At 41.0% G+C, this 19059-nt stretch carries 18 protein-coding genes and 1 tRNA gene; 12 read left to right on the top strand and 7 right to left on the bottom strand.

All coding sequences use genetic code 11. The annotated features are described in order from the left end of the window. Positions 1-112: 112 nt before the first annotated feature. From H6G86_RS05490 to H6G86_RS39825, 10 genes are all read left to right on the top strand, one after another. Positions 113-1297: an esterase-like activity of phytase family protein gene (locus tag H6G86_RS05490; protein ID WP_190933470.1), complete on the top strand. Its 1185-nt coding sequence runs from the start codon at positions 113-115 to the stop codon at positions 1295-1297. Positions 1298-1591: 294 nt separating this feature from the next. Continuing rightward, entirely contained in the window at positions 1592-3214 is a 1623-nt protein-coding gene (locus tag H6G86_RS05485; protein ID WP_242064698.1) for a serine/threonine protein kinase, read from the top strand. 95 nt (positions 3215-3309) lie between these two features. Next, positions 3310-4836: a serine/threonine protein kinase gene (locus tag H6G86_RS05480; protein WP_190933469.1), complete on the top strand. Its 1527-nt coding sequence runs from the start codon at positions 3310-3312 to the stop codon at positions 4834-4836. A 111-nt stretch (positions 4837-4947) separates the two neighbouring features. Next, positions 4948-5021, top strand: a tRNA-Asp gene (locus H6G86_RS05475). Positions 5022-5154: 133 nt separating this feature from the next. Beyond that, positions 5155-6600: a glutamate--tRNA ligase gene (gltX, locus tag H6G86_RS05470; RefSeq protein WP_190933468.1), complete on the top strand. Its 1446-nt coding sequence runs from the start codon at positions 5155-5157 to the stop codon at positions 6598-6600. Positions 6601-6823: 223 nt separating this feature from the next. Then, positions 6824-7318 carry a hypothetical protein gene (locus tag H6G86_RS05465; RefSeq protein WP_190933467.1) on the top strand — a complete coding sequence of 165 codons (495 nt, stop codon included), beginning with the start codon at positions 6824-6826 and terminating at the stop codon, positions 7316-7318. Between the two features lie 358 nt (positions 7319-7676). Further along, on the top strand, positions 7677-9563 hold the full coding sequence (gene ftsH2 / locus H6G86_RS05460) for an ATP-dependent zinc metalloprotease FtsH2 (RefSeq protein ID WP_163937849.1): 1887 nt from the start codon (positions 7677-7679) through the stop codon (positions 9561-9563). A gap of 248 nt (positions 9564-9811) precedes the next feature. Then, on the top strand, positions 9812-10081 hold the full coding sequence (locus H6G86_RS05455) for a hypothetical protein (RefSeq protein WP_190933466.1): 270 nt from the start codon (positions 9812-9814) through the stop codon (positions 10079-10081). 63 nt (positions 10082-10144) lie between these two features. Beyond that, positions 10145-10381, top strand: coding sequence for a hypothetical protein (locus H6G86_RS39830; RefSeq protein ID WP_313930528.1), 237 nt, complete (start codon positions 10145-10147; stop codon positions 10379-10381). Positions 10382-10399: 18 nt separating this feature from the next. After that, entirely contained in the window at positions 10400-10690 is a 291-nt protein-coding gene (locus H6G86_RS39825) for a hypothetical protein (RefSeq protein ID WP_313930526.1), read from the top strand. Between the two features lie 171 nt (positions 10691-10861). Here the strand turns inward: H6G86_RS39825 and H6G86_RS05445 are convergent, their stop codons facing one another. After that, positions 10862-12172: an aminopeptidase P N-terminal domain-containing protein gene (locus tag H6G86_RS05445; RefSeq protein ID WP_190933465.1), complete on the bottom strand. Its 1311-nt coding sequence runs from the start codon at positions 12170-12172 to the stop codon at positions 10862-10864. Positions 12173-12479: 307 nt separating this feature from the next. On the opposite strand from H6G86_RS05445, the gene H6G86_RS05440 reads away from it, so the two are divergent. Both H6G86_RS05440 and H6G86_RS05435 read left to right on the top strand, forming a co-directional pair. Further along, positions 12480-12647 (top strand): NUDIX hydrolase, encoded by a 168-nt coding sequence (locus tag H6G86_RS05440; protein WP_190933464.1) that lies wholly within the window; start codon positions 12480-12482, stop codon positions 12645-12647. A 713-nt stretch (positions 12648-13360) separates the two neighbouring features. Then, positions 13361-14584, top strand: a complete 1224-nt coding sequence (locus tag H6G86_RS05435; protein WP_114084120.1) for an FG-GAP repeat domain-containing protein — start codon at positions 13361-13363, stop codon at positions 14582-14584. 102 nt (positions 14585-14686) lie between these two features. Here H6G86_RS05435 and H6G86_RS05430 read toward each other — a convergent pair whose 3' ends face one another. From H6G86_RS05430 to prfB, 6 genes are all read right to left on the bottom strand, one after another. Next, a complete protein-coding gene (locus H6G86_RS05430; RefSeq protein ID WP_190933463.1) occupies positions 14687-15454 on the bottom strand; it encodes an MBL fold metallo-hydrolase in 768 nt (255 codons plus the stop codon). A gap of 3 nt (positions 15455-15457) precedes the next feature. Further along, entirely contained in the window at positions 15458-16057 is a 600-nt protein-coding gene (locus tag H6G86_RS05425; protein ID WP_114084118.1) for an anthranilate synthase component II, read from the bottom strand. Between the two features lie 239 nt (positions 16058-16296). Next, positions 16297-16752, bottom strand: coding sequence for a diacylglycerol kinase family protein (locus H6G86_RS05420; RefSeq protein ID WP_012408078.1), 456 nt, complete (start codon positions 16750-16752; stop codon positions 16297-16299). Between the two features lie 151 nt (positions 16753-16903). Then, positions 16904-17431 carry an rRNA maturation RNase YbeY gene (gene ybeY, locus H6G86_RS05415; protein WP_190933525.1) on the bottom strand — a complete coding sequence of 176 codons (528 nt, stop codon included), beginning with the start codon at positions 17429-17431 and terminating at the stop codon, positions 16904-16906. A gap of 127 nt (positions 17432-17558) precedes the next feature. Further along, positions 17559-17714: a DUF3285 domain-containing protein gene (locus tag H6G86_RS05410; RefSeq protein WP_012408076.1), complete on the bottom strand. Its 156-nt coding sequence runs from the start codon at positions 17712-17714 to the stop codon at positions 17559-17561. Between the two features lie 176 nt (positions 17715-17890). Continuing rightward, a protein-coding gene (prfB, locus tag H6G86_RS05405; protein ID WP_190933462.1) for a peptide chain release factor 2 occupies positions 17891-19013 on the bottom strand; the annotation gives its coding sequence in 2 pieces (ribosomal slippage) (positions 17891-18940 and positions 18942-19013; 1122 coding nt in all). Between the last annotated feature and the right edge of the window lie 46 nt (positions 19014-19059).

The raw sequence follows: 19059 nt of genomic DNA, 5'->3' as shown, positions 1-19059 counted from the left end.
GGGTTTCAATTTGTTGGAATACAGATTATTTTTAGCAGCGCACAGATGTGTAGCGCTATATTATTCAGCGTGATATCTTATTTGTTAATTTTATACTCTAACAAAAAATTCTATGCAGCTAATCAAAAAAACCTTCGTAATTCCACGAATTATTTACTTTTTTATCCCGATTCTAATTATCAGTTTTTTATTAACAAAATTATCATCAAGTGCTGTTGAAGTTAGTAGCATAGAGTTTATCGGTGAAGCTACTTTACCGAAAGGTTTAATTTTTAAGAAAACTGAGGTTGGAGGTTTATCTGGAATTACTTATGATGCAAAAAGCAACCTTTATTATGCTATCTCTGATGACCGTGGACAAAAGGCTGCTGCCCGCTTTTACACCCTGAAAATAGATTTAAGCAAGGGTTCTCTAAAAAAGAGCGGAGTTATTCCTGTTGATGTTACCACATTATTAAATGAAAATGCTCGAACATTTCGCCCTAGTGAAACTGATACAGAAGGTATTGCATTAACTAATAAATCAACTATATTTATTTCTTCTGAAGGCGACACTGCAAAACTAATTAATCCTTTTATTAAAGAATTCTCACTATCTTCTGGTAAAGAAATTACAACACTTCCCATCCCAAACAAATTTTTGCCAGATAAAGCTGGTAAACAAGGTATCCGCAACAATTTGGCTTTTGAAAGCCTCACCATCACACCCGATAAAAAGAATCTATTTACAGCCACCGAAAATGCTCTCATTCAAGATGGTGTTGCCGCTAAACCTAACATCGGTAGTCCTTGCCGAATTTTGCAATACAACTTACTCAACAGCCAGCCAGAAAAGGAGTTTCTTTACCAGACAGAACCAGTTTCACCCTTTTTGAATCTGACTGGCAAATTTGCTAGTGGATTACCTGATTTACTTGCTCTTGATAATCAAGGGCACTTCCTAAGTTTAGAAAGGTCTTTTACTGGTTTAGGATTTGCTATTTCCCTATTTCAGGTTTCTTTAGAACAAGCTGATGATATTCATCACATAGATAGTCTTTTAGCAATTGACTTCAAAAATATTAAACCAGTTCAGAAAAAACTACTGTTAGATTTGAGAACCCTAGATGTACTGCTAGACAACATTGAAGGCTTAACTCTTGGCCCTAAACTACCCGATGGTCAACAATCATTAATTCTTGTAAGTGATAACAATTTTAACTCACTACAACGTACCCAGATACTAGCCTTTAAAATGAAAATTGAAACACCACTGATCAGATTATTACGCCGTTTACTGCCGAATCTCAATCGTTAACTGGACACAACCATCCCCCGTTTACTGCTATTTAGTTATTTCTGCTTATTCCTGTGTATTCACGGAATCTACTAGGTAACTTTATCTAGCCTATTCGTAGTTTACGTGTAATTTCTCAACCGTATTCCTTAATAAATATGTTACATAATGTTTAAGAAAATTTGCAGGCAGATTAACCATAATGGCAGTATATTATTAATTTCCGAAAAATTCTGATATTTTTAGATTTAAATTTAGTACTTAACTAGACTGATTAAACTAATTTGCCAAAAGTATTTTTCATAAATGATTTTTATGCCACAAAAAAAAATTGAGAATATGGTAGGGCAAAAAGCAGAATTAGACAATTATATCGGGCAATTTTTAGATAATCGCTATTTAATCAAAGATTTGATCGGCAAAGGGGGGATGGGGAGAGTTTATTTAGCAGAAGATACTGCTAAAGGTGGTATGCCAATCGCAATCAAAATCTTATCATTTAGTTTGGCGAACCAGCACATGTCCCAACGTTTTGCCAGAGAGATTTTTATTGGGGCTCAATTGGGCCGCAAAAGTAAACATATTGTTCGTATTTTAAATTATGGATTTACTGAGGATAAAACTCCATTTTATGTAATGGAATATCTCCAAGGAAAAAATCTCAAACAAATTCTCAAAATTCAGCCCTTAACAATATCGAAATTTTTGGAGATTTGTAATCAAATTTGTTTAGGCTTAAAATGTGCCCATCAAGGTATTAGCCTCAAAGGAGAGATTTATCCCATTGTTCATAGAGATATAAAACCCGAAAATATATTTATTAGTGAAGATAGTAAAGAAGGAGAAATTGTTAAAATACTCGATTTTGGCATCGCCAAATTTTTAACAGAACGAAGTGGGATGACCCTGACAGATTCTTTTATTGGCAGTTTACCTTACTGTTCTCCAGAACATATGGAAGGGCGCAAATTGCTAGATGTGCGCTCTGATATTTACAGTTTAGGAGTATTAATGTTTGAGATGCTAACAGGAAAACATCCATTTCAGACAAAAAGTAACTCCTTTGGTACTTGGTATCAAGCGCATCGCTTTCAAATGCCACCGACAGTTGAAGAAGTCAACCCGCAAGTCAAAGTACCACAGATATTAGAAAAACTGTTGATGAGTTGTTTAGCAAAAGAAGTAAGCGATCGCCCGCAAAATATCAACCAAATATTAGAAGGTTTAGAAAAGGTTAATAGTCAGATTAATGATGTTATTGCTAACAATAGTAGTGACATTCTTAAAGCCTCACTTCCAGTTCAATTAGTACCGGCAACATTCTTGTCAGAACAAGAATGTTTGCAGAAAAATTGGCCTAAGAACAAACCAATTGCGCCAATTGGTTTTCCCCATTTATTACAAACTCCTCAAAGACCTATACCAACTTTTTGGGCAATGTTGCCCAAACAAGAGATTGCAAAATTTTTGAATAAAGTACACAGCACCGAATTTATTAGCAAAATTAATGTATATCCGATGTTGTTGTGGGTAACAGTCCTATACGATGCCCAGCCTTCTATGACTAAGTGGCTACCTTATTTTCTAGATTTAAAAGATAATAAAGGGCAGAATATAGCACGTAGTTTAGCAGATGTAGGCTACTATCATCTACTATTCTTTCCCCTAGAAGAGCCAAACCGTTGCTCTCATGTAACAACCTTAAGTCTTACAGTTAATCAGCGTCAGCAACTTGTAGATTGGTTAGACATGAGTCAACGGTCAAATGAATTAATTTTGTCTAATCAAGCTAAAAATCTTCTAAAAACAGAGTACGAAAAACTAAAATTAGACATTTTACAAAAGTTAGCCGCAGATCATAAAGCTGAGAAAGAAGGGTTAAAAAATTGGATGGATAAATTCTTGGAGATTTTTTTTAAACTTTTATCGCGTTCTTAAAAGTGCGTGATTAAAATACTTGCCACCATTACCTAGTTATATTTTTATGTGTATATTACTAACTTTAAATAGACTCAGCAGCAGAGGTGAATAAAGTGAATCAAAGCCCATTTACATCTCCAAGTAGTACGGGCTTACTTGCCAATCGTTACCAACTGAAGCAATTAATTGGTAGCGGTGGCATGGGTGAAGTTTTCTTAGCAAATGATATTTTGTTAGGAGGTATACCAGTTGCTATCAAGTTTTTAACTCAGACTGTTGTCGATAGCAAGATGCAACAAGACTTTGCTCGTGAAGCTTTAATGAGCGCAGCTTTGAGTCAAAAGAGCTTACACATAGTACGGGCGTATGATTATGGTGTGAATGAGAAAGGAAAACCATACTACGTGATGGAATATCTATGCGGTAAGAGTTTAAAGGACTTAATTCCGCTATCATTATCGATGTTTTTGACTCTCTCGCGCCAAATTTGTTTGGGCTTACAGTGTGCCCATCAAGGTATTAATATTGACGGCAACATTTGTCCGTTGGTTCATAGAGATATTAAGCCTGCCAATATATTAGTTATTCCCGATCCGATATTAGGTCAGTTAGTTAAAATCCTCGATTTTGGGATTGCTAGATTTTTAAATTATGCATCAACAGCTAGTACAAGCAGGGGATTTAATGGTACTTTACCATACTGTTCTCCAGAACAGTTAGATGGAGAAAAGTTAGACAGTCGCTCTGATATTTATAGCCTGGGTGTGATGATGTTTGAAATGCTCACAGGCAAAAAACCTTGGGAACCAGAAACTGATTACTTTGGTGCTTGGTATAAAGCACATCACTTTGAACAACCCAAAACGATCGCAGATGTTAAACCAACTCTGAAAATACCTCAGAAGCTAAATAATTTAATCATGTCTTGTCTTGCAAAAAAAGCAAGTGATCGCCCACAAAATATCGCTCAAATTTTGCAAGTATTAAATAGCTTAGAACAATCTAATTCTACCAGTTTACCAACAAATTTATCCTCTAATCCCATCCTTAGCCGTCCCCTAGATTCTGGATTACCAATTGCAGTAGAACAAAGCTGCCGACAACTTTTGTGGCCTCCAAATAAACCAATTCAAGAAATTGTTTTTCCCCAGCTTATAGATACTGCACAAGACTCTATGACCGCACTATGGTTGATGTTGCCTAAACAAGAAATCAAAAACTATGCTCTTTCCACCCGTTACAACCAGTTTATCTTCATGACATCCCCTCACCCAATGCTGTTGTGGGTAACTGTACTCTACAACCGGCAATTGGCTCCTAAGTGGCTACCGTGCTACTTAGATATGCAAAATCCCCAAAATCTTAAAATGGTAAGTTTCCTGGCTGAAAATGAACACTATCCTTTGATTTTCTTTACTCTGGAAGCACCACATTCCTGCGCCAACGTTCTCAGCAGTCGGATTGAGCCAACTCAGCGACAAATGTTGAAAACCTGGGTGCAACAAACTCATAGCCTACCACCAGCTTCTGTGCCCCAAGTCAGCAAACAGCTATTAAAACAGCAGTATAAACAAATGCAATCCCGGATATTGCAGCATCTAGAATCTAAGCCCCAGGTTGTATTATCAAGCTCTATTTAACGGTAAATTCGCACCTTGGAGAGACGGGATAAAAATAATTTCTAATTTCCCATTCCAAAATGCTTGACAAGCAGAAAAAAAATAGTGATAATAGCAAAGTTGACCAAACAAGGGACTGTAGTTCAATTGGTTAGAGCACCGCCCTGTCACGGCGGAAGTTGCGGGTTCGAGCCCCGTCAGTCCCGTTCTAAATTTATAAGTAGTGAATCACCGAAGTTCGGTGATTTTTGATTTGGAATTCCCCAAAAGGATTGACCCAGAATTGAGGGTTTGAATATAAGCTACATTTATCATGCTTTGCGAAAGAGAGAATTAACTGTGACTGTCAGAGTCCGTATTGCGCCGAGTCCAACCGGAAATTTACATATTGGTACAGCTAGAACGGCTGTATTTAACTGGTTATTTGCCCGTCACCACGGCGGGAAATTTATCTTGCGAATAGAAGATACAGACCTAGAGCGATCGCGTCCCGAATACACCGACAATATTCTTGAAGGATTGCGCTGGCTAGGACTGAACTGGGATGAAGGGCCATTTTTCCAGTCTCAACGCCTGGATCTTTATAAAGAAGCAGTACAAAAACTGCTAGATCAAGGATTAGCCTATCACTGCTACACCACCAGCGAAGAACTAGAAGCGCTAAGAGAAGCCCAAAAAGCGAGAGGTGAAGCTCCCCGCTATGACAACCGTCACCGCAACCTCACACCAGAACAACGTGCTGCTTTTGAAGCAGAAGGTCGTTCTTATGTGATTCGCTTCAAAATCGAAGATGGGCGGGAAATTGTCTGGAATGACCTAGTAAGGGGAAAAATGTCTTGGCGAGGTAGCGATTTAGGTGGTGATATGGTCATCGCCCGCGCCTCAGAGGAGGGTAGCGGTCAACCACTATACAATTTTGTAGTTGTAGTGGATGACATCGATATGCAAATCACCCATGTCATTCGCGGAGAAGACCACATCGCCAATACCGCCAAGCAAATTCTGCTGTATGAAGCAATGGGTGCAAAAATTCCAGAGTTCTCCCACACGCCGTTAATTTTGAATATGGAAGGGCGCAAGCTTTCTAAGCGGGATGGTGTTACTTCCATTTCCGACTTTCAGAAAATGGGCTTTACCTCTGAAGGCTTGGTAAATTACATGACATTGCTGGGTTGGTCGCCACCAGACTCGACGCAAGAAATTTTTACCTTAGAAACAGCAGCTAAAGAGTTTGGCTTTGAGCGTGTAAATAAAGCAGGTGCAAAGTTTGACTGGGACAAGCTGGATTGGTTGAACAGTCAGTATATCCACAATACACCAGTAGATAAACTCACAGATTTACTCATACCCTTTTGGGAAGCGGCTGGCTATAAATTTGATGGTGGACGCGATCGCGCCTGGTTAGAGCAGCTAGTAACTTTAATTAGCCAAAGTTTGACTCGTTTAGTAGATGCAGTACCTCAAGGCCAACTATTTTTTAACGACACAGTTGAGTTTAGCGAAGAAGGTAGTACACAACTAAAGCAAGAAGGTTCTACTGCTGTCCTTGAGGCGATTGTCACAGCTTTAGAAAATCAGCCGCAACTTTCGGAAGCCGCCGCCCAGGACATTATCAAACAAGTGGTGAAAGAGCAAAAAGTTAAAAAAGGCTTGGTAATGCGATCGCTCCGAGCAGCCTTAACTGGGGATGTTCATGGCCCCGACCTCATTCAATCTTGGTTACTACTAAATCAGATTGGTTTAGACAAGTCGCGTTTGAGTAGGGCAATAACAGAAGCTAATTAGCGATTACTTCCAGATTTTAGAAATATTTTAGATTTTAGGGGCGCACAAACGTGTGCCCCTATCCATAAGGTAGAGCAACTATAAGAACAACAAATCATTGACTCATTACTAATGAATTATCCCCAATTTCAAATATAAAATAGGTAGTCAATTATCCCCATATTGGGAACTTGGTGTGTAAAATTCATGTCTTCAAAACCACTTAGAAGCGAACGTAATTACAATGCCGACAAAAGCGCTCAATAGAGGGATGAGATTATCGTTGATGATAGTTACGCTCTTCATCACATCGACAGTTAACGCTGTGACTGATGCTCAGGAAGCGCCAACGATATTTGGAGATGTAACTATTAGTCCCCAGTTTTCGCCAGACCCCCTGACAGTTCGCGGGATGAGTGGTGGTTCAATATCTGGGAGTAAAGTAGGTGGGAGAACTGAAACAGCCACTGGCCCTTGTACCGGATTTGTTGATGAAACACCAGACCACACATTAGCGTTAACAAGTAAATTCGACTACCTAAAGTTGCAAGTCCAAAGTCCTGAAGACACCACCATAATTATCAAGGGGCCTGGTGGTACTTGGTGTAATGACGATTTTGATGGCAAAAATGCCGGCATTGTTGGTGAATGGCTAGCTGGAAGTTACCAAGTTTGGGTTGGTTCCTACGAAAAAGGTAAGTATCTTCCTTACACTCTCAAAATTACAGAAGTTAAGTAGAAAATTGGGAATTGGGCATTGGGAATTGGGAATTGGTTTTTCCCTTGCCCCCTGCCCCCTGCCCCTTCAGTCAGGGGTTGAAACGATATGAGAAGCGTTGTGGAGAAATTCTCCGTGGCTTTGCATCCCGTTGCGCTCCCTTTTCTCGTGCGATTTTGTATTAAAATTAAGTTAACTTTGATTAAGATTCTTGTTGGCATCGCCATAATGCTCTAATTGCCTTATGACAGTGCATATAAGAGATCAAATTAAACAAAATGGATTTATAAACATCCGTTTAACAGCTTAAAGTGACAGAGTGATGAACACTTGGTTACTAGAGCTAATGAATTGTATAGGCATCTAGAGGCAAATTAAGATGAAATTCTCTTGGAAAGTCGTAGTACTCTGGACATTGCCGGCTTTGGTAATTGGCTTTTTCTTCTGGCAAGGGGCCTTTGCAGGCGCTCCTACTGACATGAGTAAGAATGCAGCCAATACCCGCATGACTTATGGCCGCTTTCTAGAATACTTGGACGGCGATCGCGTCAGCAGTGTTGATCTCTACGAAGGCGGTAGGACAGCTATTATCGAAGCCCGCGATCCAGACATCGAAAATCGCGTCCAAAGGTGGCGGGTAGATTTGCCTGTTAACGCTCCTGAGTTAATCAGCAAGCTCAAAGAAAAAGATATTAGTTTTGATGCTCACCCCATGCGGAATGATGGCGCAATCTGGGGATTGTTAGGTAATCTTGTGTTTCCAGTTTTATTGATTACTGGGTTGTTCTTTTTGTTCCGGCGTTCTAGTAACCTCCCCGGCGGGCCAGGTCAAGCGATGAACTTCGGCAAATCTAAGGCGCGTTTCCAAATGGAGGCGAAAACCGGGGTTAAATTTGATGACGTAGCGGGTATTGAAGAAGCTAAGGAAGAACTACAAGAAGTCGTCACTTTCCTGAAACAGCCAGAAAGATTTACTGCTGTAGGCGCACGGATTCCCAAGGGAGTGCTGTTAGTTGGGCCTCCTGGAACTGGTAAAACTTTATTAGCAAAAGCGATCGCAGGCGAAGCAGGCGTACCTTTCTTCAGTATTTCCGGTTCGGAATTTGTGGAAATGTTCGTTGGTGTGGGTGCATCCCGTGTCCGCGATTTGTTCAAGAAAGCCAAAGACAACGCCCCTTGTATTATCTTCATCGATGAAATTGACGCAGTAGGACGGCAACGGGGCGCTGGTATCGGTGGCGGTAACGACGAGAGAGAGCAAACCCTCAACCAATTGCTCACTGAAATGGACGGGTTTGAAGGTAACACAGGCATCATTATTATTGCTGCTACCAACCGTCCCGACGTACTAGATTCAGCTTTGTTACGTCCCGGTCGCTTTGACCGCCAAGTAACAGTTGATGCACCCGATATCAAAGGGCGTTTGGAAATCTTGCAAGTCCATTCACGCAACAAGAAACTAGACCCTAGCGTATCTTTAGATGCGATCGCTCGCCGCACTCCTGGATTCACTGGTGCTGATTTAGCTAACTTGCTCAACGAAGCAGCAATTTTGACCGCTAGAAGACGTAAAGAAGCGATCACCCTCCGCGAAATTGATGACGCGGTGGATCGGGTAGTCGCTGGGATGGAAGGTACTCCTTTGGTGGATAGCAAGAGCAAGCGCTTAATTGCATACCACGAAATTGGACACGCCTTAGTGGGAACTTTGTTAAAAGACCATGACCCAGTGCAGAAAGTTACCTTAATTCCTAGAGGACAAGCGCAAGGTTTGACTTGGTTTACTCCCAACGAAGAACAAGGATTAATTTCTCGTTCTCAGTTGAAAGCCAGAATTACTGGTGCTTTGGGCGGTCGCGCTGCTGAAGAGGTAATTTTTGGGGCTGCCGAAGTTACCACTGGCGCTGGTGGAGACTTGCAGCAGTTATCGGGAATGGCACGGCAGATGGTGACTCGGTTCGGGATGTCCGACTTAGGGCCACTTTCATTGGAAAGCCAGCAGGGTGAAGTATTCTTGGGTCGTGACTGGACAACCCGATCTGAGTATTCCGAATCCATCGCTTCCCGCATTGATGGACAAGTCCGAGCGATCGTGGAAGAATGCTATGACAATGCCAAGAAAATTGTCCGCGATCATCGCACTGTCACCGATCGCTTAGTCGATTTGCTCATCGAAAAAGAAACCATTGACGGCGAAGAATTCCGCCAAATTGTGGCTGAGTACGCTGAAGTCCCTGAGAAACAGCAGTACGTACCGCAACTGTAACAAGTTTTCTAAAATCACTGAAATGGGTATGGTCAAAAGGCTATACCCATTTTTATTTTAGGTATTTGTAGTACTAAGCTATTTTATGTAGTGTCAGGGAATACTAAGCATAGTTAAAAACTAATGTTTATACTGGCGAAGTATCAGTACAATGGCAGACTCATCAAGATCGTCTCAAACAATTAACTACCAGCAAAACAGCTTGTGGTTTATCACCAGAGTCTTTTGCACAAGCACTACAGATACAGATGAGTGGCTATGTTAGTAACTTAGCCAAGACGGGGAAAATATCACCAATCAAGGGAACAGAGTTATTTCAGATACATTGGCTAACAGTCCTGCGATCGCTTAACCCTTTGATATTAAGTAGATCGAGGCAGAAGGCAGAAGGAAAGAGAGCTGTGGGCGGTTCTATACATCAGGAATATTGGATACTTGTGGAAGATTTACCTGAGTTCAATCGTAATATTGTTGGTTTGATTGAAGTAATATCACAATTTCGCCAGTCAAAAACTTGAAAATCTGAAATTGGTAGCATAGATACAGTATGCAAAAATCTACTACTTTTATTCCCACAATTTATGAATAATAAAGTTAAATTCTTAACTCTTGCTTCCTTAACGTTGGCAGTTTCTTCTCTAACTGTCGGCACAGTTGTAGCACAGGCGAAACTGACAAATCAGGCAAAACTGTTTATCAATGGAATCGGTGCAGTACGAGTTGGGATGACTGTTTCCCAAGCAACAAAGGCTGCTGGTACTAAGTTAGTGGGCGATCCACCCAATAACAATTGCTACTATGTTAAGCCACAAAATTAACCCAACAATCTTTCGTTCATGGTGACAGGAGGTCGCATTTCTAGAGTAGATGTGCGGCAGAATACCCAGATTACTACCCTCAAAGGTGCAAAAATTGGCGATACCGAAGCACAAATCAAGTCTCTTTACCCAGGACAAATTAAAATCACACCTCATAAATACGTCCAAGGCGGACACTACTTGACATTTGTCCCGAAAGACCGTGCTGATCGGAACTATCGCGTTATTTTCGAGACTGATGGTAAGCTTGTTACTCAGTTTCGCTCAGGTAAACTACCAGAAGTTGAATTTGTTGAGGGCTGTTCTTGATTTAAGAACTTTCTGCTATTGCTCCTAGTGCCAAAAGTGATGATCGCACAGATTAAGCCTCATTTTTATATAAGTGCATAAATTACCCCGGCTTACTTTGTTGAAGCCGGGTTTTCTAACGTTTTCCAAATTGGGAGAGAGACTTGGAAATTAGCTCCCCTTCTCCCTTTTTTATCGTTCCAGTTCATCCACTCCTTTGGGAACTCCCGCAGTTAACACCTCATGTCCATCAGGTGTAACTAACACATCATCCTCAATCCGAATACCAATGCCAATCCATCGAGGATCAGTCTGTGGCTGGTCTTCTGCTAGTTTGGTATCAGGCACAATATATAATCCCGGTTCCACTGTCAAAATTTGGCCTGGTTGTAAAATCTGCGGTTTGTCTTCACCGTGCTGGTAAACTCCTACATCATGAACATCCAAACCTAACCAATGACTAGTGCGGTGCATATAATATGGCTTATATTTCTCTTCTTCAATTAACTTATCAATTTCACCTTTGAGAATGCCAAGTTCAACTAAACCTTCGGTGATAACGCGCACTGCTGTATCGTGAACTAATTTGAAGGGATTACCTGGTTTCACTTGAGCGATCGCTTGTTTTTGCGCCTCCAATACAATCTCATACAGCGTTTTTTGTTCAGGCGTAAATTTACCCCCTACAGGAAATGTCCGCGTAATATCCGAGTTGTAATAACCGTAAGCACAACCGGCATCTATTAGCAGTAATTCTCCATCCTGCATTTGACGATTATTTTCAATGTAGTGGAGTACGCAAGCATTCACTCCAGAAGCCACAATCGAAGGATAAGCTGGCCCCATGCCACCCCGCACTCGAAAAATGCGTTCCATCTCCGCTTGAATTTCGTACTCATAACGTCCAGGTGCGGTGATTTCTTGGGCGTAATTGTGTGCTTCAGTGGCGATCGCAACCGCTTGACGCATTAACCCCAACTCAGCTTCACTTTTAATAAGTCTCATGCTGTTGAGAACAGGGCCAGTATCTTCAATAGCGATCGGCCCAGTACCGCGTTTAGGATAAGTCCGCAGTAAACTTTGGTAATGTCTTAGGATTTGGTCATTAAAAGTGCGATCGCGTCCTAAGTGATAGTAAAGGCGGCTGGCTTTTTCCAAATACTGCGGCAACTTTTCATCTAACTCGCTAATGGGGTATGTTTCATCAGCACCATAGATTTCCTTGGCTGCATCTACCCCACAAAGATAACCAGTCCATACTTCCTTTTCGCGATCCTTCGGTTGGACAAACAGCACAAACCGATGTTCTGAATGATGTGGCGCTAACACTGCAACTGCCTGTGGTTCGTTAAAACCAGTTAGGTAGAAAAAATCACTGTCTTGGCGATAAACATACTCGACATCGTTGTGCATCACTGCCATTGGCGCACTGCGAAAAATGGCTGTGCCATCACCAATTTTTGCCATTAACTGCTCACGACGCTGCCGATATTCTGCTTGCATAGCTGATGTTTTTATGAAAGTATTGTATTATTTTACACTTTTAGCAACTGGTAGATGCACAGTTCAGGCCTCTTAAATAGTTGCTAATCTAAGTTATTCTAACCAATATTTGTTTCCACTCCAGCCATAAATCGTTGGAGAATAATCAATTATCTTGAAATACTCAGATTTCCTAATTTTTAAATAACTTAGAAATATTGTTTTTATCGAATGATTTAGTATATTCATAAAAGAATAAATTATTTTTATCGCCTTATTCCATAGCAATTTTGGTAGTTAATAAATTCCACAACACACTGTAAAAAATATGTCTGCTCAACCCACAGAAATAAAAGCGGTCGCTTACGTGGTCAACAAAGATGAATTCGTGGTATTTACATATACGAATTTTTTCGAAGCTGGCGTGCAATTACTTATTGGTACAGTTGAAGAAAGTAAGCAGACATCTAGAGCTATTCCACAAAATAAAAAATAGTAGTGATTCCGCAAACAATTGAGAAATTCACCATAAAAGAAGGACTTATTACACAAATTATTATAACTAATGTAGCGATTATTTTTATTTTAGCATATTTGTAACTTTGTAATAAATACGGATATTACTTTATAAAGCTAATTTTGAAATTTTTTATCAAACATTTGAGTAATTAAAAAATAAGGACTAAATTCCTTCCTGCGAACTTACTTACCAATGAATTTAAGTTTGAAAAGCTACTAGAGGAAGCCGCTTTTATTTTTGTTCGCATAGCGTGGCGTAGCCTTACTAGGCAGGTAGGAGGCAATAGTCAAGAAGGCTTTTTGAGTTGTACGGAGTTATTTTAGACAATCAAATATTAGTCCTATAGCCTAGTGTGAATACTTTTTGTCTGACTAATGAACCATTAAAGATATAAGTAGAATTTTGATAAAAATTTTTAATGTCAAACAAAGCAGATAAAGCAATAAAATTTTATCTGTAAATCATCATATACATAATGAGCAAAAAGAATTTTAGAATTGTTTATATAGGACTTGAAAATTTTGTAATTATCATTTAAAACAAACAAAGATTTATCTTCAAATAATGATATTAATAAATAAAAAATAGTTATAAAGAAATATGGAAAACCTAGAAAATGTTATTTCGTTACAGAAAGCGGCTTCAAAAAAAAGTTAAAAAAATATGACAACCAATCATAAAAACACACCATGTTTGGAACTCAAAATACTTCAAAAACTTTGAATGCACAATGGACACAAACTTCCGAAAAAATACAAGCATTATCATCTCCTCTTGATAGCGTAACTCCTCTAAATTCTGATTCGTTTTTGGGGAGTAAGAGTTCCTACCAACCACAACAATCTGCGGTGGTGTCAGCAAATCCTAATCCTAATCCTTACTTAACCAGTGCGGCGATTGTTCCTGACTTCAACGGTGATGGCAAAACAGATAAAGTTTGGGTCGATTCTACAACTGGTGAGATTATTATTCGGTTGATGGATGGCACAAAAGTTGTCGAACAGGGATCTTTGGGTCAATTTGACCTATCCGCCTATGATTACAAAATTGCTGATTTCAATGCTGATGGTAAAACCGACTTCTTATTACGCAATAAGACAACCGGTGAGAACAGCATTGTGCTGATGGATGGAACTAGAGTTGGTTCTGCGGCTGCTCTATCTAGCGTTGATGCAGCCTGGAGTCCTCAGATTGGGGATTTCAATGGCGATCGCAAAACTGATATCTTCTGGCATAATGCTACAACCGGTGAGAACGCTATTTGGGAGATGGATGGCACTACAGTTCTCACTGCAACTGTTCTAGACACTACAGACACAGCTCTAACTCCTACCATTGTTGATTTCGATGGCAATGGCAAGAGCGATATTTTCTGGCGCAATGGGACAACTGGCGATAACAGCGCTTGGTTTATGGATGGTGCCCAAAAGACTGAATTTGCGCTGCAATCTCAAGACGCAGCCTGGACTGCTAGCCTTGGTGATTTCAACGGCGATTTAAGCACTGACATTCTGTGGAGAAACGCTCAAACAGGTGAGAACAAGGTTTGGACGATGAGAGGCATCTTAGTCACAGAAGGCGCTTTGGGAACACTTGACTCATCCTGGACTTCCAAAATTGGTGATTTCAATGGTGATGGTAAGACCGATATCTTCTGGCACAATGGAACCACAGGTGCGAACACTGCTTGGTTGATGGATGGTACAACAGTTGCGACTGAAGCTTTCTTACCAACTAATAACGCGGCCTTGACACCATCCCTTGGTGACTTCAACGGCGACGGTAAGACCGATATCTACTGGCGCGATCAGACCGCAGGCTCAGACAACATTTGGACTATAGATGGAACAACAGCCGTTGAGAATCCCATCAGCGATGCAGATAAGCTTGGCCCACAGTGGTATACATTCTAAAAGCTAGGAGCTAGGAGTGAGGAGTTAGGAGTGAGGAATTATCAAATGCTTCCCCTGCCTCCCCTGCTTCCCCTGCTCCCTTATCCCCTCATCTCCTGCTCCTCAAAACTTGTAAGTCAAAACCTGAATTTCACTCTTTTCTGGCAATTTACCAGGGCTAATGGAAACACTATCTCCATTGCTACGCCGCACTGTCGTACCTTGCATTAAGGTCAAAAAATCATCAAGTGGTGAAATATCGCACTTAGCAGCATCAGCCGCCTGTGTCCGGTAATGGGTCGGAATCACCAGCTTGGGATTTAATACTTGAATAGCCTGCTTTGCTTCTTGAGCATTGTAGGCTTTTGCGCTGCCTCCCACCGGAATGAATAATACATCAGGTCGTCCCATTAAGATTTTTTGCTCAATGGAAATAGGTGCAGCGGCTCCCCCTAAGTGTAAGATATTAATCCCGCCTTGCTTCCAACTCCAAGCAGTATTTGAGCCGAATTGCTTACCACCTTTGCGATCGTGGTCTATGGCAATTCCTTGGAACTTAATACCTTTAAACTCATAAACTCCTGGTTCGTAGATGAGTTTTGCATTTCCTGGTAGTACGTCCACCGCACCTTCATCTAGTAATTGACTGCTAATCAGTACCAAATCTGCTGCAACTTTTGGTACTCGATATTTAGCAGTACAGCCAACCGTCCGAAATGGATTGACGAGAATTTTCGCACCACCACCAGTAAAAAGAAAGCAAGTATGACCCAACCACTGAACTGATAAACCGCTAGATTGTGCGTCAGCTTGAGATTTAGAACCCAAGGTAGTAACTAAAGCTGTGGCCAACCCCGCCCCAGCATAGCCCATCAACTGTCGTCGTTTCATTAATTATGCTCTTGACTGTAACTGTTCGAGAAAATTTCGTAATAACTGTTTTCCTGAAGATGTCAGGACACTCTCTGGGTGAAACTGGACACCCTGAATGTGAGGATAGTTCCGGTGTCGCACTCCCATGATGGTGTTATCTTCAACCCAAGCGGTGATTTCTAACACATCTGGGCAAGTCTCACGTTCGATTACCAAACTATGATACCTAGTGGCGATGAGAGGATTTTCTAATCCCCGAAAAACCCCCACCCCAGTGTGAGATACCTGAGAGGTTTTGCCATGCATCAACTCTGGAGCAGGAATTATTTTACCACCGAATACTTGACCGATGCTTTGATGTCCCAAACAGACACCTAAAATTGGCAAATCTTGTCCTAGCTGTTCAATCAATTCTAAGGATATACCCGCATCTTCCGGGCGGCCAGGCCCAGGAGAAATAACTACGGCTTCCGGCTTTAATGCCCGAATCTCATCTATGGATATCTTGTCGTTACGAAAAACTTTAATATCATTTGCTACTGAGAATTCTGCCGCTAATTCTCCCAGATATTGCACTAAGTTATATGTAAAACTGTCGTAATTGTCGATAACTATAATCAAAGCTCATCACTCCTGGTTTTTAGCTCTCATCAGATTACTGATACTATATTGATTGTTCGCTAGATTAAAAATAACGCTAACGTAGACACATAAATATGAAGCGGCTACTTTATAACAAGCCACTTCTTAAATTTTTAATTTCTTATAATGTCTTCTCCACAGTGAATTGGGTAGAGTACGATCCTTTTACCAAGTCACGTGGCGATACCTGGATTGGGCTATGCCTACGCAAATTATATTTACAAAGCGGATATAATTAACCTTACCAGAGGAGGGAGCAATAGCGTACCAGCTACCAGCACCGCTACCAAAGCAGAGACAAGAACTGCACCAGCCGCACAATCTTTAGCAATTTTTGCCAATTCATGATATGTCTGCTTAACGGTTAAGTCCACAAGAGACTCGATCGCTGTATTTAGTAACTCTAATGCCAAAACTAAACCACTAGTTATACCAATTACCGCTATTTCCACAGCTTGCAGGTGCAAAAATACGCTTAAACCGATTGCTAAAGCACAAACGCTTACGTGGATGCGAAAATTACGTTGAGTTTGAAAACTATAGCTGATTCCAGCCCAGGCATATTTAAAACTAACAAATAAATTAGAGGCTACTTTCCAGGAAAATTCCCGTTCGTTAGACACCAGTGTTTGTAACGAGGTAGGCGTTGGTGATGAAGAAATTTTTGGGGACATAGACTTAAAAATACAAAAATAGAGTTGCTACAGTGGGAATATTCGCCGATCTTAATGGCAGAATTAACTTTGAGGCAATCTTTAAGCAAATTTGCACAGAAGTATTATAAAAGTATTACCCAAAATTAACATTAAGAACATATAACTACTGCTATTCCATGTCAATAGCAATACCTATCGCGTTCAGCAATCTTACTTGCTGTTTTAACATTCGCCCCAAACTTTCTTCATCAGGATGATCCCAGCCCAACAGGTGTAATAAACCGTGAGATGCTAACCAAGCTAGTTCAGTTGGTAAGCTATGTTCCTGCTGTTTAGCTTGACGCTGTGCTGTATCTACAGACACGATAATATCACCTAAGTATAATGGTACAGATGCAAGCATTTCTTTGCTCTGCGGAAAATCCACTTCTAAAGCAGCAAAAGCTAAAACGTCTGTAGGCTTATCTTGTTGACGATACTGAGCATTCAGTTCTTGAATTTGCGAGTCATCTGTCAAACGCAGCCCAATTTCATAACTTGGCGCTGGCGGAATTTGAGGGTGAAGTATTTCCAACCAGTGATTAAACCAATTTTCCCAAGTTTCAGGAGGAATTCGAGTATCAGTGTCAGCAATTTTTACAGATGTTGTCAGGGACAAATCGTAAAAAGAATCCTCCACATATAGTTCAACGCTCAGGGGCACATAGTCTCCTTGTCTGAGGTTTGTTGTTAAGACTGTCCTTTGTCATTGGTCATCTGTCCTTTGGAAGATAAATGACTAATGACTAATGACTAATGATAACCCTCACCAGTTGCGTAATAGCTTAGTGAGTTAAGTAAGCAAGACCGACAAGGAGAGCTAAAAGCCCTACAGCAGTCAACGCAAAATGCTTCAGGGAAGTTGCACCCTTCCGCACCATGTTTCGCATGGCGAGTTTTACGTAGCTAGGTTGAGGTTCTGTTGAAGGAGAGTTGCTCATAGTTATTTGTCTACAGACTCTTTTATAACTGTAACAGTTGGTCTGGGATAGGATAGCGATCGCTTGCATATTACTCAGAAATTTCTCTCAAAACGCGCCAATCTAAAATCCTCAAAAATCAAAAGTGCTAAGTAATGTTGAAAAATCATTACTTAGCACTTGCAAATAATCCCAAATTATGAATCAGGGTTTTCTACTAATTTGTTTTCTTGGCGTAAATAAGCTTGGATGAATGGATCAAGTTCGCCATTCATCACATCGCCAATCGCCGTTGTTTCTGTATTTGTACGTAAGTCTTTCACCATTTGGTAAGGGTGGAAGACATAGTTACGGATTTGGTTTCCCCAGGAGGCTTCCACCATATCGCCACGAATTTCGGCAATTTCTTGGGCGCGTTGCTCCTTGGCGATGACTAAAAGTTTTGCTTTGAGGCGATTCAGGGCTTTCTCTTTATTTTGCAACTGCGATCGCTCTTCTGTACAGCGCACGGCAAGACCAGTGGGAAGGTGAACAATCCGCACCGCAGTTTCTACTTTGTTAACGTTTTGCCCACCTTTACCACCAGACCGGGTTGTGGTGATTTCCAAATCTTTATCTGGAATGTCTAATTGCACAGAATTGTCAATCTGCGGCATCACTTCCACCCCTGCAAAACTGGTTTGTCGCTTACCGTTGGCATTAAAAGGTGAAATCCGCACTAAGCGATGAGTACCCATCTCTGAACGCAAGTAACCATAAGCATAGCGACCAGTAATTTCTAGGGTTGCCGATTTAATTCCAGCTTCATCACCCTCCGACTCTTCAGCTAAAGTTACCTTATAGCCATGAGCTTCGCCCCAACGGGTGTACATTCGCATCAGCATAAATGCCCAGTCTTGAGCATCTGTGCCACCAGCACCAGCACTAATCGTTAGTACAGCACCTTCCGCATCATAGGGGCCAGAAAGTAACTGTTGTAACTCCCACTGGTCAAGGTCACGATTGAGTTTAGTGATGGTAGATTCTGCTTCTTGGAGTAGTGCCTCATCGGTTTCTAACTCCAACAATTCAACAACTGCCCTAGTATCTTCCAGATTGGCGTGCCAGCGATCGTATTGCTGGAGGTGGGCTTTCAGGTCGTTAAGTTCTTGCAGCGTTTGTTGGGCCTGGGTTTGCTCATTCCAAAATTCTGGTTGAGCGGATATTTTTTCGAGGTCTTGAATTTTGGCTGTCAGTGCAGGTACGTCAAAGATAGTCCTGGGTTTTACCCAGGCGGCCAGACAACGTTTCGATTTCGCGTTTGAGTTCTAGGACATCCATAATGCTTGCTGAATGATAGATAGAGCGCTTTGGATTGGAAAATTGC

Origin of the sequence: Nostoc sp. FACHB-133 (genome assembly GCF_014698055.1) — a bacterium.
Classification (GTDB): domain Bacteria; phylum Cyanobacteriota; class Cyanobacteriia; order Cyanobacteriales; family Nostocaceae; genus Nostoc.
The sequence above is the reverse complement of the archived record's forward strand: the minus strand, read 5'-3'. Positions and strand labels throughout refer to the sequence as shown.

Bases quoted from the DNA above. Each gene is read 5' to 3' on its own strand.
- H6G86_RS05490 (WP_190933470.1), top strand. From the start codon at position 113: ATGCAGCTAATCAAAAAAACCTTCGTAATTCCACGAATTATTTACTTT.
- H6G86_RS05485 (WP_242064698.1), top strand. From the start codon at position 1,592: ATGCCACAAAAAAAAATTGAGAATATGGTAGGGCAAAAAGCAGAATTA.
- H6G86_RS05465 (WP_190933467.1), top strand. From the start codon at position 6,824: ATGCCGACAAAAGCGCTCAATAGAGGGATGAGATTATCGTTGATGATA.
- ftsH2 (WP_163937849.1), top strand. From the start codon at position 7,677: ATGAAATTCTCTTGGAAAGTCGTAGTACTCTGGACATTGCCGGCTTTG.
- H6G86_RS05455 (WP_190933466.1), top strand. From the start codon at position 9,812: ATGAGTGGCTATGTTAGTAACTTAGCCAAGACGGGGAAAATATCACCA.
- H6G86_RS39830 (WP_313930528.1), top strand. From the start codon at position 10,145: ATGAATAATAAAGTTAAATTCTTAACTCTTGCTTCCTTAACGTTGGCA.
- H6G86_RS39825 (WP_313930526.1), top strand. From the start codon at position 10,400: ATGGTGACAGGAGGTCGCATTTCTAGAGTAGATGTGCGGCAGAATACC.
- H6G86_RS05445 (WP_190933465.1), bottom strand. From the start codon at position 12,172: ATGCAAGCAGAATATCGGCAGCGTCGTGAGCAGTTAATGGCAAAAATT.
- H6G86_RS05440 (WP_190933464.1), top strand. From the start codon at position 12,480: ATGTCTGCTCAACCCACAGAAATAAAAGCGGTCGCTTACGTGGTCAAC.
- H6G86_RS05435 (WP_114084120.1), top strand. From the start codon at position 13,361: ATGTTTGGAACTCAAAATACTTCAAAAACTTTGAATGCACAATGGACA.
- H6G86_RS05430 (WP_190933463.1), bottom strand. From the start codon at position 15,454: ATGAAACGACGACAGTTGATGGGCTATGCTGGGGCGGGGTTGGCCACA.
- H6G86_RS05420 (WP_012408078.1), bottom strand. From the start codon at position 16,752: ATGTCCCCAAAAATTTCTTCATCACCAACGCCTACCTCGTTACAAACA.
- H6G86_RS05410 (WP_012408076.1), bottom strand. From the start codon at position 17,714: ATGAGCAACTCTCCTTCAACAGAACCTCAACCTAGCTACGTAAAACTC.